Consider the following 13,669-nt stretch of genomic DNA (forward strand, 5'->3'; position numbering starts at 1 on the left):
TGACTGAAGACGGGAATTCGAGGATAAGCCTTGCCACAGAATCTTAAATCGCCAAATGCCGCCCGGCGGCTCTCCGCAGCCATTGCCATCATGACCGCCGGCCTTGTTGCCGCTGCACCCGTGGCGAATGCCAATCCGAAAATGGTGGTGGATGTCAAAACCGGCAAGGTGATTTCCCACCAGGAAGCGTTCCGCAAGTGGTATCCGGCCTCGCTGACCAAGCTGATGACCGCCTATATCGCCTTTTCGCAGATGAAGGCCGGCAAGCTCAGCCCGCAGACGGAAGTGGTGATGAGCAAGAAGGCCGCCGACCAGCCGGCCTCGAAAATGTATTTCAAGCCCGGCCAGAAACTGACGATGGACAGCGCGCTGAAGCTGCTGCTCATCAAATCCGCCAATGATATCGCCGTGGCGATTGCCGAAACCATCGGCGGCACCAGCGATAATTTCGTGGCGCAGATGAATGCGCAGGCACAGCGGCTGGGCATGAGCTCCACCCGTTACATCAACGCCAACGGCCTGCCCGGCAAGGGCCAATATACGACGGCGCGTGACCTTGCGCTTCTGGCGTTGATCATCAAGCGGGAATTCCCGGAATATGCCCATTATTTCTCGCTGGAAGGTGTCACCACCGGCAAGAAGGACTACGCCAACTTCAATATGCTTGTTGGCCGCTTTGATGGCGCAGATGGCATGAAGACCGGCTTCATCTGCGCATCCGGTTTCAACCAGGTGTCCTCCGCCGTGCGCAACGGCCGTTCGGTCATAACTGTGGTGCTGGGGGCAGATAGCCTTGCCGGGCGAACCGACCAGTCCGCTGATCTGCTGCAGATGGGACTGACGGCGCCCTCGGGCCAAGGCGTTTCACTCGCCTCGCTGGCACCCTATGGCGATACCGCCGAGGTAAACGACATCAGTGCCGAAATCTGCAATCCGAAGGCAGCCAAGGTGCGCAGCGAAAGCCGCGACGAGACCGGCCGCATGGTCATCCATTCGCCCTACGTTACGGAAATGACCCGTCCGCCGGAATATTCTTTCGCGGGTCTCATTCCCGGCAGTGAGACGGTGGCGGTCAACACCGCCAAGGGTGCAAGCGCCAAGGGACAAGTGGCCAACGTGCCGATTCCCATCCCGCGTCCGACATTCTGATTTCGCCTAACCGCACTCTTTATGGATGAGGGCGCGCGCGAAGCCTGAACGCTGCGCGGAATGTGTATTCGCAGCTTCGGTTTGTTATGATATTACAGTGTCGCTCGTGGCCTTCAGGCTCCGGGCGATTTTTTGTGATTATTGCGCGGTTCCGGATCTAATCTCGTCCAACGATCTGCCGGAGCGGCCATCAACATACAGGCAAGACATGTCTCGCGATCGCATACCGGTTTCCATCATCACGGGATTTCTCGGCGCCGGAAAATCGACGCTGCTCAACCGGCTTCTCAAAGACCCCGATATGAGCGACGCCGCGATCATCATCAATGAATTCGGCGATGTCAGCATCGACCATATGCTGGTTGAAAGTGCAGGCGAGGGCATCATCGAACTGGCGGAAGGCTGCCTTTGCTGCACCGTTCGCGGCGAGCTGGTGGATACGCTGGCGGAACTGATGGACGGCATCCAGACCGGCAAGCTGACGCCGGTGAAGCGGGTCGTGATCGAAACCACTGGTCTTGCTGATCCTGCTCCCGTCATGCAGTCTGTCATGGGCAACCCAGTGATTGCGCAGAATTTCGTTCTGAACGGCATCATTACGGTTGTGGATGCCGTGAACGGCCTGTCCACACTCGATAATCACGAGGAAGCGGTCAAGCAGGCGGCGGTGGCCGACCGGCTGGTGATGACGAAGCGCGCGCTTGCTGATGCTTCCACAATTTCCACGCTGACGGCCCGCCTTCAGGCGCTAAACCCGCGCGCGACGATCGAGGATGGTGACCGGGCCGACTGGAGTGCTGCCGCACTGCTGGATAACGGTCTTTACGATCCCGGCAGCAAAAATGCCGATGTCGGCCGCTGGCTGGGGGAAGAGGCGGAACACGATCACCACGACCACGACCACGACCACGATCATGACCATGACCACCACCATCATGGCGACCACGATGGCCACCATCACCACCACGATGTGAACCGGCACGACGCGTCGATCCGTTCCTTCTCGATCATTCACGACCAGCCGATAGCCCCGATGGCGATAGACATGTTCGTGGACTTGCTGCGTTCGGCGCATGGGGAAAAGTTGTTGCGGATGAAGGCCGTCGTCAAGCTGTCGGACAATCCGGACCGACCCCTTGTGCTGCACGGGGTACAGAACATTTTCCACACACCCGAGCGCCTCGCGGCATGGCCGGACCCATCTGACCAGCGCACGCGCATGGTGCTGATTACCAAGGATTTGCCGGAGGCGTTCGTGCAGGACCTGTTTGCTGCTTTCACCGGCACGCCGGTCATCGACCGTCCGGACAGGCAGGCGATGACGGACAATCCGCTGGCGGTTTCGGGGTTGAGGTTTTAGGTCGCAAAACTGTGGTTTAAACCTGTGGGCAGGGCACCCTTTACCTTGTCGAGTATCTCTCCCTCAAGCGGGAGATCGAGTGGAGTATTCTCGGCAGCGAGGGTAATTACGCTCCCTTCACGATCCTGAATCGGTGTCCTTTGGTCAACGTCGTAGTTTCAACCAGGCTATGCCCATCCTGGTTGCACATATGGGCAATATCGATAACCGCCAGCGGGTCGGTCGTCTCTACAACAAGAACATCGCCCGCCTGCAGGCCAGAGAGTTTTTTACGGCTTCTTAAAACCGGAAGGGGGCATTTAAGCCCCCTCAAGTCGAAAACTATGTCAGCCGTGTCGGTCATTCCTTGGCCCAGAACTTCCAGAACGGCTTCTTTTCCGGCGCTTCCGCTGGCGGTGCTGCGGAAAAAGCGAGCGGGTTCATGGCCGGCACAGGGACCTGGGCGGCAGTTCCGTTCTGACCGGGCCCCGAAGCCGCAGGCGTAGCAGCGGCAACCATTGTCGGGGCCGCCGGGGCAGGGTTCGATTGCGGAGCTGCGGGCTGGGTTGCCGAAGGATGCGGGGTCCGCAGAGAAGACGCGGTTGCGGTGGTCGCCGGCGAAGACGAGGTCACCTGCTGCGCCTTCTTCTCCATCAGCGCGGCATATTCCGTTTCCTTCATCAGCTTGCCGGCCTTCAGCGCCGAGCCTGTCGGAGCATAAGCGGGTTCGCGGCCCTTGCGTTTTTCGGCAACCAGCGCCTTGCGCTCCGCCTCGCTCGGGTCGTACCAGGCCATGCCGTCATATTTCTTCATCGCCTTTTCATAGGCGAGATCATAGGTCTTTTCGTAGGTCGAAAGCGCGCTCACCAGTGCCGGCGGCGTGCTCATGGCGGGGCATTGCGCAGATGCGTTGAACGTGCCGCCTTCGGTCTGCTGGTTGAAGACATATTTCTTCTCGCAGACATTCACTTCTGGCGGGCGTTTCGTGACTTCGAAATTGTCGTAACCGACCTTCAGCATCTTCCAGAAATCGAGATGTTCGCTCTGGCGGTGGCGGGCCATGTTTTCCGCGGTCATGCGGAAGGGAAAGGCCTGCAGCTGAACGGTCTTCTGGCCACCCTTGAAGGCGTCGCGGGCGAAACCGTAGATTTCAAGAATCTGCGCGTCCGTCATCGAATAACAGCCGGAGGACGAGCAGGCGCCATGGATCATCAGGTTGGTGCCGTTGCGGCCGTTGGCGGCATCGTAGCGGTTCGGAAAGCCGGTGTTGATGGCGAGGTAATATTTAGAGTTGGGATTGAGGTGCGCGGGCGTCAGGTTGTAGAAACCTTCCGGCGCCTGCCGGTCGCCCTCTTTCACCTTGGGGCCGAGTTTGCCGGACCAGGCGCAAATCTGGTATTCGGCAATCTTGTCGAAGCGGTTGTCGCGCTTGGCCTTCCAGATTTCCAACGCGCCTTCTTCCTTGAAGATGCGGATCATGATCGGCGAGGTGCGATCCATGTTCTTCTTGTCGATCTCGGCAAGAATGGACGGAGAAAGCGGGTAATCAACCTTGTTCTTAACGTGGGAGACGTCGCGTTCGACGGTTTCGAGCGTATCGTTGCAGCCGCTGAGAATGAGCGCGGTGCAGGCGAGAAGTGCAAAATGTGTCAAACGCATGATCTGATCCGAAAGACGATGGCACGGGCGACGGAGTTCTACACCGTCCCGCGTGTATTTTAAATACGGTATTAACCGTTTACATCTTCTTAACTCAAATCGGACCCGCCCCTGCGACCGCCGATACATCTGTTGATGTGACCGGACTATGGCCGAGTTGGGGCGAGATTCAAGGAAAATAAGGCTGGAGCTAGATTGTTTTGGCTTCTTTTCGATCCACCAAAAAATCTAACTCCCTCTTTTTGCGCATTTCCGGACGTAAACCGCTGCGCACTTTTACTGGAAACGCTCTAAAGGTTTCTGCCGATATCCAGGAATTTCTGGCGGCGTTCGGCGCGCAGCTGCGTGCCCGAGCGCTGCGAAAGATCGGCGAGCGCCTTGGCGATAACGTCACCCGTGGCACCAATCACGGCCGCCGGATCACGATGCGCGCCGCCCATCGGCTCGGGAATGATGCCGTCGATGACGCCAAGCGACTTCAGATCTTCCGAGGTGATTTTCATGTTGGTCGCGGCTTCCTTGGCACGGGTCGAATCGCGCCAGAGAATGGAAGCGGCACCTTCCGGCGAAATCACCGAATAGATCGCATGTTCGAGCATGTAGACGCGGTTGCCCGTGGCGATCGCGATTGCGCCGCCCGAGCCGCCTTCGCCGATGACGACGGAGACGATCGGCACCTTGACGTTGAGGCACATTTCCGTCGAGCGGGCGATGGCTTCTGCCTGACCGCGCTCTTCTGCGCCGACGCCGGGATAGGCACCTGCGGTATCGATGAGGGTCACGACCGGCAGCGAGAAGCGGTCAGCCAGTTCCAGCACGCGGATCGCCTTGCGGTAACCTTCCGGACGCGGGCTGCCGAAATTGTGCTTCAGGCGGCTTTTGGTGTCATTGCCCTTTTCCTGGCCGATAATGGCGACGGGCTGGCCATTAAAGCGGGCAAGGCCTGCCTGAATGGCAGCGTCTTCGGAAAATTTGCGATCGCCTGCAAGCGGCGTGAAATCCGTGAACAGCGCCTTGGCGTAATCGACGAAATGCGGGCGCTGCGGATGGCGCGCGACCTGCGTTTTCTGCCAGGCGTTCAGCTTGGAATAGATGTCCTGCATCGCGTCATTGACGCGTGATTCCAGGCGATTGATCTCCTCCGAGGTGTCTATGCTCTCGTCTTCATCGGCAAGCTTCTTCAGCTCGATGATCTTGCCTTCAAGGTCCGAGATAGGTTTTTCGAAGTCGAGATAATTGTGCATGAGATCCGTTTCCGATCGTTTTGCGCAAGGTTTGAGCCGGATTATCCGGCGGTTCCGGTCGCTCTAATCAAGGTTTTTGCCCTGTTTGGCAAGGGGGTGATGTGTTTGTACCAGCTCTTGCAGGCGTTCTTCCAGCACATGTGTATAGATTTGTGTCGTGGAAATGTCGGAATGGCCGAGCAGTTCCTGCACGGCGCGCAGGTCGGCGCCGTTCTGCAGAAGGTGGCTGGCAAAGGCGTGGCGCAGGACATGCGGTGACACCGCCGAGGGATTGAGGCCCGCTCGAATGGCAATGTCCTTCAGGTCGCGGGCGAAAACCTGTCGCGGCAGATGCCCTTCCTTGCTGTTTGAAGGAAACAGCCACGGACTTTCCGGACTGTCAGCCTTTTTGGGGGACGCGGGCGTCCTGCTTTTCTCAGGTACGAGCGACTTCCTGGCCGCGTCGTATTTGTCCATCGCGTCGATGGCCGCGCGAGACAGCAGCACCATGCGGTCCTTGTTGCCCTTGCCGCGGATCATCAGGAAGCGTCCCTCCTGGCGCAAAACCTTGACCGGCAGCGAAACGAGTTCGCTGACGCGCATACCGGTCGCGTAGAGAAGTTCGAGCAGGAAATGCATGCGGATGCGGGCAAGCTGGCCGGGGCCGGTTAAGGCGGCCTCTTCAGCAGCGATGCCAAGAAGTTTTGTCACGTCCGCGACGCTCATCGTCTTGGGCAGGGTGAGGCCCTTCTTGGGCGCATCAATGGTACCGGTCGGGTCGTCGCCGCGAAGTCCTTCAGAATAGAGGAACCGGTAGAATTGCCGCATGGAAGACAGGCGTCTTGCCTGCGACGTGGCTGCAAAGCCCTGAGTGGAAAGATGGGTCAGATAGGCCGACAGGTCTGCCGTGGCGGCTTCCATCAAGGACTGGCCTCGGCCACCGAGAAATTCACGCAGATCGGAAAGGTCGCGTTCGTAAGAAGAGAGCGTATTGGCGGCGGCACCCCGTTCGGCGCTCATCATTTCCAGAAAACTTTCGAGCCGCGCGCCGTCCCGCCCGCTCATCTCTTTGCTACTCATGGGGTGCGCCTTGCCGGCTCCGCCGACGGCGGGTTCAGCCGCTCGGAAGGAATGCGCACCGTCACCTCGCGATCATTGGGCTTGACGAACATGACCAGCAGCACCATGCCGCCATAGATCAGCCCCGCGATGGTTGCCAGTATCATCGTGAAGCGGAAGAGGGTTGGCATGGCGGCTCCGTGAGGGTGGCAGTCTGAATGTATATGCGGTGCAGCGAAAGCGGCGACAAGATCAAAAAGCGGTAGTCCGCCGCTGCCGCATGCGGCGATGAATGTGATTCAACGCAATTCAGTCAGCAATTTGGCTTGACGCTTCGTAAACATTTGCAGATATCCATGCCAAACGGGCTTTCAATTTTATGAATGAAAAGAATTTATCTGTCCCGGTCACACTCGGGGAGCAAGCGCGGGCCAAGCTCGCCGGGCGCAACGTCGTCTTTGTCGGACTGATGGGGGCTGGAAAGTCCGCGATCGGTCGCATGGTCGCCCAGCAGCTCAAGGTCTCCTTCATCGACACGGATGTCGAAATCGAGCGTGTTTCCCGCATGACGATAGCCGAACTTTTCGCCACCTATGGCGAGGAGGAGTTCCGGGCGCTGGAAACGCGGGTCGTCAAGCGGCTGCTGCGCGGTGGCCCCAAGGTCATTTCTACCGGCGGCGGCGCTTTCATCAACGACAATACCCGCCGGCACATCACGCGCGGCAGTGTGTCGCTGTGGCTGAAGGCCGATATCGAGGTTTTGTGGGAAAGGGTCAACAAGCGTGATCATCGCCCGCTTCTCAAGACCGAAAACCCCAAGGCCACGCTGGCGGCCCTGATGGAGAAACGGTATCCGATCTATGCGGAAGCGGATCTGACCATCGAATCCCGCGATGTCCGCAAGGAGATCATCGTGACCGAAGTGCTGGCCGCCATCGCCGGCCTTGAACAGAAAGACTGAGCATCATGACGCCTTCCGAAATCCACACCGACGAACGTCTTGTCCATGTGCCGCTCGGTGAGCGCGCTTACGACATTCTGATCGGACCGGGCCTGATCGGCAGGGCGGGCGGCGAGATTTCGTCGCGGCTGAAGGGCAGGCGTGCCGCTATCATCACTGACGAGCATGTTGCACCGCTTTACCTCGAAGGCCTGATGGACGGCCTGCAGACGGATGGCATCGAAGCCGTTTCGCTGACCTTGCCCGCAGGCGAGAAGACCAAGAGCTTCGAACATCTGGTCACTGTTTGCGATGCCGTTCTCTCCGCACGGGTGGAGCGCAACGATGCGGTGATTGCACTTGGCGGCGGTGTTATCGGCGATCTCGCCGGTTTTGCGGCGGGCATCGTGCGTCGCGGCGTGCGTTTCGTGCAGATACCGACCTCGCTTCTGTCGCAGGTGGATTCCTCCGTCGGCGGCAAGACGGGCATCAATACCCGCCAAGGCAAGAACCTTGTCGGCGTTTTCCATCAGCCCGATCTGGTGCTGGCCGATACGGCGGTGCTCGATACGCTGAGCGAGCGCGAATTCCGCGCCGGTTACGCCGAGGTGGTGAAATACGGCTTGATCGACAAGCCGGACTTCTTCTTCTGGCTGGAAAAGAACTGGGATGAAATCCGCACCGGCGGTCCCGCCCGCATCCAGGCGATTGCCACAAGCTGCCAGGCGAAGGCCGATGTGGTGGTGGCCGACGAGAAGGAAAACGGCGTACGCGCCCTTCTGAACCTCGGCCACACATTCGGCCACGCGCTGGAGGCAGCAACGAATTATGACAGCAAGCGGCTGGTGCACGGCGAAGGTGTCGCCATCGGCATGGTGCTGGCGCACCAGTTTTCCGCCCGCCTCAACCTTGCAAGCCCTGATGATGCCGCGCGCGTCGAAGCGCACCTCAAGGCGGTTGGTCTGCCAGTGTCAATGAAGGATATTCCAGGTGAACTGCCGCCGGTCGAGATGCTGATGGCGGCAATTGCGCAGGACAAGAAGGTCAAGGGCGGCAAGCTCACCTTCATCCTCACTCACGGCATCGGCCAGTCCTTCGTGGCCGACGATGTCGCGACGTCCGAGGTGCAGTCTTTCCTGTCGGAAAAGCATCCCGGCTGAGGCTTAAGGCGCGCGTTACCTAGAACCGCGTCGGCTCCCCCGGCGCCGCCGCCTCGATGGCGAGGGCATGCAGCCCGGCGTCGAGTTCCGGTTTCAAAAGTGCATTGATCGCCCGGTGGCGCTCAATGCGTGACTTGCCTGCGAAGCTTTCAGACACTATCTGAATACGCATATGCGTCTCGCCGGTGCCGGTTATGTCCGGCTGATGGCCGGCATGCATCTGGCTTTCATCGATCACCACCAGGCGTTCCGGCGAAAAGCTCTGCCGAAGCTTTGTTTCTATGCGTTCTCGCAGGGACATGCGATGGGCTCCAATCCTGTTGGCTGGTCTTTAAAAGGGGCTACCTAAAAGCCTGCAACATTCCGCTTTGTCAATTCTTGTTGTGCGCCTTTTCGCACCCCATAATCAGGGCATCATGAAACTGGATTCGAAATATTTCGACCGCATCCGTACACGCAGAAAAAGGGACAGGGAACCTGAGGTTCAGGCCCCGACCTGCCAGTGGGACGGATGCGACAAGCCGGGCGCTCACCGTGCACCTGTCGGCCGCAATGCCGAGGGGCAATTCTTCCTGTTCTGTTTCGAGCATGTGAAGGAATACAATAAGGGCTATAATTATTTCTCCGGGCTGTCTGACACCGAGATCGCCCGTTACCAGAAGGAAGCGATCACCGGCCATCGTCCCACCTGGACGGTTGGCGTGAACAAGACTGCGCGCGACAGCCCGCTGCACTCCACGCTGCGTTCCGGCGCGGCGGGCGCGGCCAATGCCCGCATCCGCGATCCTTTTGGCTTCACGAATGGTTTTGCAAACGGGGCAAAGGCCGGCGGCCAGCGCCTGCAGCAGGACCGCAAGTTGAAGACGCTGGAGGCGAAAGCCTTCGATACGCTCGGCCTTTCTGCGGGTGCAAAGCAGGAAGAGATAAAAAGGCGCTATAAGGAGCTTGTCAAAAAGCACCATCCTGATGCTAATGGTGGCGATCGGGGCTCGGAAGAACGTTTTCGGGCTGTTGTTCAAGCATATCAATTGTTAAAGCAGTCAGGTTTCTGCTAAGCCAACGTTCGTGTTTACCGCCTGATTGATGATGTGGCCGGGTGGCCGCCGCCCGCCTTGGAGACGTGATGAGCAAAATCGACCTTGATATTTCCAACCTGCCCGACACGACGGTGTCCGTGCGGGAGGTTTTCGGCATTGATACGGATCTGCGGGTTCCCGCCTATTCGCAGGGCGACGCCTATGTGCCCGACCTTGATCCCGACTATCTTTTCGACCGCGATACGACGCTCGCTATTCTTGCTGGTTTTGCTCACAACCGACGCGTCATGGTTTCCGGCTTTCACGGCACGGGCAAGTCCACCCACATTGAGCAGGTAGCTGCCCGCCTGAACTGGCCCTGCGTGCGCGTCAATCTTGACAGCCACGTCAGCCGTATCGACCTCGTCGGCAAGGACGCCATCGTCCTTAAAGACGGCAAGCAGGTCACCGAATTCAAGGACGGCATTTTGCCCTGGGCTTACCAGCACAATGTCGCGCTTGTCTTCGACGAATACGATGCCGGTCGCCCGGACGTGATGTTCGTCATCCAGCGCGTGCTGGAATCCTCGGGCCGCCTGACGCTGCTCGACCAGAGCCGCGTTATCCGTCCTCACCCAGCCTTCCGCATTTTTGCGACCGCCAACACGGTCGGCCTCGGCGACACGACGGGCCTTTACCACGGCACGCAGCAGATCAACCAGGCGCAGATGGACCGCTGGTCCATCGTCACCACGCTGAACTACCTGCCGCATGAGCAGGAAGTGAACATCATTGCCGCCAAGGTAAAGAGCCTCAACAATCCGAAGGGTCGCGAAACCGTCTCCAAGATGGTGCGTGTGGCCGATCTTACCCGTTCGGCCTTCGTCAACGGCGACCTTTCCACGGTCATGAGCCCGCGTACCGTCATTACCTGGGCGGAAAATGCGGAAATCTTTGGCGATCTCGCCTTTGCGTTCCGCGTGACCTTCCTCAACAAGTGCGACGAACTGGAGCGCACGCTGGTTGCCGAACAATATCAGCGGGCTTTCGGCGTCGAGCTGAAGGAAAGTGCTGCGAACATCGTTCTCAGCGCCTGATCTTCCCCGGCTTGTCCGGAGAACATCACCGATGACTTGAAGACGCCGGCGGGCCGCGCATCCTTGGATGGGCGGCTCCGAAGCGTCGACAACTGACAGGAAAGACAATGGCAGCGCGCGGCGACAATTCCAGAGCAAAACCGGGTACGGCGGTCGATACCGAACCGTTGCGTCAGGCGATTGCCGGATGTGTGCGATCGGTTGCCGGCGATGCAGAGGTTGAGGTCGTTTTCGCCAATGAGCGGCCTGGCCTTGCCGGAGAGCGCATGCGCCTGCCGGAAATTTCCAAGAAACCCACCGCGCAGGAAATCGCCGTCACCCGTGGCCTTGGCGATTCCATGGCGCTTCGCCTTGCCTGCCATGACGCTGACACCCATGCGGTGATGTCGCCGCAGGGTGCCGAGGCGCGGTTGATCTTTGACGCTGTTGAGCAGGCGCGGGTGGAATCCATCGGTGCACTGCGCATGCCGGGCATGGCCTCCAACATTCAGGCCATGAACACGGAAAAATATGCCAAGGCGAATTTTTCGGGCATCAACACGAAGGACGATGCACCGCTTGCCGAAGCCGTCGCCCTTTTGGTGCGCGAGAAGCTGACCGGCGAAAAGCCACCGGCCAGTGCCGGCAAGGTTCTCGACCTGTGGCGCGACTTCATCGAGGACAAGGCCGCCGGCGACCTGAGCGACCTTTCCAAGGTGATTGGCGACCAGAAGGCTTTTTCGCGGCTGGTGCGCAAGATGCTGACCTCCATGCAGATGGCGGAGGAATTCGGCGACGACGATAACGAGCCGGAAAGCCAGGAGGCAGAATCCGACGAGGAGCAGCCGCGCACTAACGAGACCGAAGAAGAACAGGTCGAGGAAGAAGCCGGTTCCGATGCGACGCCCGCTGATGAAAGCGAGGCCTCGCAGGAGGAGATGGAAGAAGGCGAGATGGACGGCGCCGAGATGTCGGACGAGGAAATGTCCGACGATCTCGATGAGGATTCCGAGACGCCCGGCGAGACCCGCCGCCCCAACAGCCCCTTCGACGATTTCAACGAGAAGGTCGACTACCGTATCTTCACCCAGGAATTCGACGAGGAAATCCACGCCGAGGAACTGTGCGACGAGGCGGAGCTTGACCGCCTGCGCGCGTTTCTCGACAAACAGCTCGCCCATCTTCAGGGCGCCGTCGGACGTCTGGCGAACCGGCTGCAACGCCGCCTGATGGCGCAGCAGAACCGTTCGTGGGATTTCGATCTGGAAGAGGGCTATCTCGATCCGGCTCGCCTCGTGCGGCTTATCATCGATCCCATGCAGCCGCTCTCCTTCAAGAAGGAGCGCGACACCAAGTTCCGCGACACGGTGGTTTCGCTCGTCATCGACAATTCGGGTTCGATGCGTGGCCGCCCGATCACGGTTGCGGCCACCTGCGCCGATATTCTTGCGCGTACGCTGGAACGGTCGGGTGTGAAGGTGGAGATTCTCGGCTTCACCACCAAGGCGTGGAAGGGCGGTCAGTCGCGCGAGCAATGGCTGGCCAGCGGCAAACCCGGTTCGCCGGGTCGGCTCAATGATTTGCGCCATATCATCTACAAGTCGGCGGATGCACCCTGGCGGCGTGCACGGCGCAATCTTGGCCTGATGATGCGTGAAGGCCTGCTGAAAGAAAACATTGACGGCGAAGCGCTGATGTGGGCGCATAACCGCCTCATCGGCCGCCCCGAGCAGCGCAAGATCATGATGATGATTTCGGACGGTGCGCCGGTGGACGATTCGACGCTGTCGGTCAATGCGGGCAATTATCTGGAGCGGCACCTGCGCGCCGTTATCGAACAGATCGAGACACGTTCGCCAGTGGAGCTTCTGGCGATCGGTATCGGCCATGATGTGACGCGTTATTACCGTCGCGCCGTGACGATCGTGGATGCGGACGAACTGGCTGGCGCGATGACCGAACAGCTTGCTGCTCTCTTCGAGGATACCAATACCGCCAGCTCGTCCCGCAAGGTTCGCCGTGCGGGATAAGCGGGGCCGGGCTTTTCTTTCCTGTAAATCGCTGGCGATGGCTGCAGTTCTTGCGGTCGCAGCGCTTGTTCCGGTTCCCATCGGCGCGTCGACCATCGATGTTCCGGTCAGCGTTCGTCTGTTGTCAGGCTTCGAGGTTGGCACCAGCGCCAGGCGTTTCGGCAAGCTGGAATTTATCGGCGGCATGGTGATGAGCACGCCGGAAAAACTATTCGGTGCCATATCCTCCATCCGCTTTCGCCCAAACGGGCAGGAATTCGTTGCTGTGCTGGATACCGGCCACTGGCTCACGGGCAAGATCGCACGCGGCCCGTCGGGCGCGCTGTCCGGGTTGGCTGACGTGCGTATCACTGCCATGCTGGATGCCAGCGGCCGTGAACCTTCCCGCAAGATGGAAATGGATGCGGAAGGTCTGGCGCTGCGGGATGGCAAGGTATTCGTCAGCTACGAGCAGCGGCACAGGATCGATGCCTATCCCGATCCGGGGTTCGAGACCTCAAAGCCGCTCAGCCGCCTGCCTCATCTCATTCCCAACAGCGAACTACGCCACAATGGCGGCATGGAGGCCCTTGCAGTCTCGCCGGCTGATTCGCCGCTTGCCGGTGCCCTTGTCGTGGTGGCTGAAAAAAGCATCGATGCCGACGGCAATCTTCTCGCCGCCGTACTAGAAGGCCCGTTGAAGGGCACATTCGCGGTCACCCATCACCCCTCATTCGACGTGACGGACGGCGCTTTCCTGCCCAATGGCGACCTGCTGCTTCTGGAGCGTCGCTTCAATTTCGCTGAAGGGGTGGGGATGCGCATCCGCCGCATCAAGGCTGCCGATATCAGGCCAGGCGCGGTGGTGGATGGCGAAATCCTGCTGGAAGCAGGCATGGTCTACCAGATCGATAATATGGAAGGCATGGATGTGGTGAAGGGGCCTGATGGTTCCACGCGCCTCATCATCGTTTCCGATGACAATCACTCATTTCTCCAGCGCAATCTGATGCTGGAGTTCAAGTTGGTGGAGTGAAGG

14 protein-coding genes are annotated in these 13,669 nt (G+C 59.4%); 8 read left to right on the top strand and 6 right to left on the bottom strand.

The genetic code is table 11. From position 1 onward, the window contains the following. Positions 1 to 90 precede the first annotated feature (90 nt). The gene (locus tag ACQZ5Y_RS07140) at positions 91 to 1,149 is read left to right on the top strand and encodes a D-alanyl-D-alanine carboxypeptidase family protein (RefSeq protein WP_051365542.1); all 1,059 of its coding nucleotides are present in this window, start codon (positions 91 to 93) and stop codon (positions 1,147 to 1,149) included. A 208-nt stretch (positions 1,150 to 1,357) separates the two neighbouring features. Then, positions 1,358 to 2,509 carry a CobW family GTP-binding protein gene (locus ACQZ5Y_RS07145; protein WP_174060060.1) on the top strand — a complete coding sequence of 384 codons (1,152 nt, stop codon included), beginning with the start codon at positions 1,358 to 1,360 and terminating at the stop codon, positions 2,507 to 2,509. A 106-nt stretch (positions 2,510 to 2,615) separates the two neighbouring features. Here ACQZ5Y_RS07145 and ACQZ5Y_RS07150 read toward each other — a convergent pair whose 3' ends face one another. The 5 genes from ACQZ5Y_RS07150 to ACQZ5Y_RS07170 all read right to left on the bottom strand — a co-directional run bounded on the left by ACQZ5Y_RS07150 (position 2,616) and on the right by ACQZ5Y_RS07170 (position 6,620). After that, complete coding sequence (locus ACQZ5Y_RS07150; RefSeq protein ID WP_025595404.1) at positions 2,616 to 2,852, bottom strand: sulfurtransferase TusA family protein; 237 nt, start codon at positions 2,850 to 2,852, stop codon at positions 2,616 to 2,618. Next, entirely contained in the window at positions 2,849 to 4,147 is a 1,299-nt protein-coding gene (locus ACQZ5Y_RS07155) for a L,D-transpeptidase family protein (protein WP_111800361.1), read from the bottom strand. The genes ACQZ5Y_RS07150 and ACQZ5Y_RS07155 overlap by 4 nt, the downstream gene beginning before the upstream one ends. A 290-nt stretch (positions 4,148 to 4,437) precedes the next feature. Beyond that, positions 4,438 to 5,391, bottom strand: a complete 954-nt coding sequence (locus ACQZ5Y_RS07160) for an acetyl-CoA carboxylase carboxyltransferase subunit alpha (protein WP_003511360.1) — start codon at positions 5,389 to 5,391, stop codon at positions 4,438 to 4,440. 63 nt (positions 5,392 to 5,454) lie between these two features. After that, the gene (locus tag ACQZ5Y_RS07165) at positions 5,455 to 6,435 is read right to left on the bottom strand and encodes a site-specific tyrosine recombinase XerD (RefSeq protein WP_419462512.1); all 981 of its coding nucleotides are present in this window, start codon (positions 6,433 to 6,435) and stop codon (positions 5,455 to 5,457) included. An 11-nt stretch (positions 6,436 to 6,446) separates the two neighbouring features. After that, on the bottom strand, positions 6,447 to 6,620 hold the full coding sequence (locus tag ACQZ5Y_RS07170) for a hypothetical protein (protein WP_003511358.1): 174 nt from the start codon (positions 6,618 to 6,620) through the stop codon (positions 6,447 to 6,449). A 188-nt stretch (positions 6,621 to 6,808) separates the two neighbouring features. Between ACQZ5Y_RS07170 and ACQZ5Y_RS07175 the strand changes: the two genes are divergently transcribed. Both ACQZ5Y_RS07175 and aroB read left to right on the top strand, forming a co-directional pair. Then, positions 6,809 to 7,390: a shikimate kinase gene (locus ACQZ5Y_RS07175; RefSeq protein WP_003511357.1), complete on the top strand. Its 582-nt coding sequence runs from the start codon at positions 6,809 to 6,811 to the stop codon at positions 7,388 to 7,390. A 5-nt stretch (positions 7,391 to 7,395) separates the two neighbouring features. Further along, entirely contained in the window at positions 7,396 to 8,529 is a 1,134-nt protein-coding gene (aroB, locus tag ACQZ5Y_RS07180; protein ID WP_003511355.1) for a 3-dehydroquinate synthase, read from the top strand. 19 nt (positions 8,530 to 8,548) lie between these two features. On the opposite strand, the gene ACQZ5Y_RS07185 is transcribed toward aroB, so the two are convergent. Further along, the gene (locus ACQZ5Y_RS07185; RefSeq protein ID WP_174060058.1) at positions 8,549 to 8,830 is read right to left on the bottom strand and encodes a BolA family protein; all 282 of its coding nucleotides are present in this window, start codon (positions 8,828 to 8,830) and stop codon (positions 8,549 to 8,551) included. 115 nt (positions 8,831 to 8,945) lie between these two features. On the opposite strand from ACQZ5Y_RS07185, the gene ACQZ5Y_RS07190 reads away from it, so the two are divergent. From ACQZ5Y_RS07190 to ACQZ5Y_RS07205, 4 genes are all read left to right on the top strand, one after another. Beyond that, complete coding sequence (locus tag ACQZ5Y_RS07190) at positions 8,946 to 9,584, top strand: J domain-containing protein (protein WP_013761799.1); 639 nt, start codon at positions 8,946 to 8,948, stop codon at positions 9,582 to 9,584. 68 nt (positions 9,585 to 9,652) lie between these two features. Continuing rightward, a complete protein-coding gene (cobS, locus tag ACQZ5Y_RS07195) occupies positions 9,653 to 10,642 on the top strand; it encodes a cobaltochelatase subunit CobS (protein WP_003511352.1) in 990 nt (329 codons plus the stop codon). A gap of 107 nt (positions 10,643 to 10,749) precedes the next feature. Further along, complete coding sequence (cobT, locus tag ACQZ5Y_RS07200; protein WP_013761798.1) at positions 10,750 to 12,651, top strand: cobaltochelatase subunit CobT; 1,902 nt, start codon at positions 10,750 to 10,752, stop codon at positions 12,649 to 12,651. Positions 12,652 to 12,688: 37 nt separating this feature from the next. Beyond that, positions 12,689 to 13,666: an esterase-like activity of phytase family protein gene (locus ACQZ5Y_RS07205; RefSeq protein WP_174060057.1), complete on the top strand. Its 978-nt coding sequence runs from the start codon at positions 12,689 to 12,691 to the stop codon at positions 13,664 to 13,666. The last annotated feature ends 3 nt before the right edge of the window (positions 13,667 to 13,669 follow it).

Source organism: Agrobacterium sp. A3-95, assembly GCF_053521785.1.

What these genes read in the sequence shown, in the direction of transcription:
- cobS (WP_003511352.1), top strand. Translation starts at nt 9,653, where the DNA reads ATGAGCAAAATCGACCTTGATATTTCCAACCTGCCCGACACGACGGTG.
- ACQZ5Y_RS07190 (WP_013761799.1), top strand. Translation starts at nt 8,946, where the DNA reads ATGAAACTGGATTCGAAATATTTCGACCGCATCCGTACACGCAGAAAA.
- ACQZ5Y_RS07185 (WP_174060058.1), bottom strand. Translation starts at nt 8,830, where the DNA reads ATGTCCCTGCGAGAACGCATAGAAACAAAGCTTCGGCAGAGCTTTTCG.
- ACQZ5Y_RS07165 (WP_419462512.1), bottom strand. Translation starts at nt 6,435, where the DNA reads ATGAGCGGGCGGGACGGCGCGCGGCTCGAAAGTTTTCTGGAAATGATG.
- ACQZ5Y_RS07145 (WP_174060060.1), top strand. Translation starts at nt 1,358, where the DNA reads ATGTCTCGCGATCGCATACCGGTTTCCATCATCACGGGATTTCTCGGC.
- ACQZ5Y_RS07155 (WP_111800361.1), bottom strand. Translation starts at nt 4,147, where the DNA reads ATGCGTTTGACACATTTTGCACTTCTCGCCTGCACCGCGCTCATTCTC.
- ACQZ5Y_RS07160 (WP_003511360.1), bottom strand. Translation starts at nt 5,391, where the DNA reads ATGCACAATTATCTCGACTTCGAAAAACCTATCTCGGACCTTGAAGGC.
- ACQZ5Y_RS07150 (WP_025595404.1), bottom strand. Translation starts at nt 2,852, where the DNA reads ATGACCGACACGGCTGACATAGTTTTCGACTTGAGGGGGCTTAAATGC.
- ACQZ5Y_RS07140 (WP_051365542.1), top strand. Translation starts at nt 91, where the DNA reads ATGACCGCCGGCCTTGTTGCCGCTGCACCCGTGGCGAATGCCAATCCG.
- ACQZ5Y_RS07175 (WP_003511357.1), top strand. Translation starts at nt 6,809, where the DNA reads ATGAATGAAAAGAATTTATCTGTCCCGGTCACACTCGGGGAGCAAGCG.
- aroB (WP_003511355.1), top strand. Translation starts at nt 7,396, where the DNA reads ATGACGCCTTCCGAAATCCACACCGACGAACGTCTTGTCCATGTGCCG.
- cobT (WP_013761798.1), top strand. Translation starts at nt 10,750, where the DNA reads ATGGCAGCGCGCGGCGACAATTCCAGAGCAAAACCGGGTACGGCGGTC.
- ACQZ5Y_RS07170 (WP_003511358.1), bottom strand. Translation starts at nt 6,620, where the DNA reads ATGCCAACCCTCTTCCGCTTCACGATGATACTGGCAACCATCGCGGGG.
- ACQZ5Y_RS07205 (WP_174060057.1), top strand. Translation starts at nt 12,689, where the DNA reads ATGGCTGCAGTTCTTGCGGTCGCAGCGCTTGTTCCGGTTCCCATCGGC.